General features: G+C 52.9%; 1 protein-coding gene. It reads right to left on the bottom strand.

Features of this window, described 5'->3' with window-relative positions; translation table 11 throughout:
- The coding region (locus RNC47_RS36640) for a hypothetical protein (protein WP_311605185.1) at positions 1 to 343 on the bottom strand (343 nt) is incomplete at its 3' end.
- Positions 344 to 463 lie beyond the last annotated feature (120 nt).

The raw sequence follows: 463 nt of genomic DNA on the forward strand, positions 1-463 counted from the left end.
CCTTTACCTCAGCATCAGCCAAGACCAAAGCCACTGTACTGATACCCCGAGACCGTTGACCGGGATCGGTTATTTTTTGGGAGAGAATCACAGCTTCCTGCGTAAGTCCATGTCGAGCTAGCGCTGTAACAATGGACCGCAGAGTGCGAAATTTCGTATACTCGTCTTTGATATCTAGAGCGAGCGACGCTGAGCGCTCGACCAGACTAATAGATTTGTCCTCTTTACCGGCCAGGCTCTGCACTTCAGCGACTGCCAGAAATCCGTCGACCTGTTCATGCAACTCAGATATCGCGCAGATGCAGTCGACGGCCTCTACTTCCTGTCCAACCGCAGACAGCACTCTACTGGCCTCAATTAGGACTTGAGCCTGCGAGTACGTTGTTCCGTTTTTTGGAACAAGGCTGACTGCGCGCCTAGCGCAGCAGGTGGCATCCTCTAAACTCCCGCCTTCCTTCAGGAT

Origin of the sequence: Streptomyces millisiae, assembly GCF_031845425.1 — a bacterium.
GTDB lineage: Bacteria > Actinomycetota > Actinomycetes > Streptomycetales > Streptomycetaceae > Streptomyces > Streptomyces millisiae.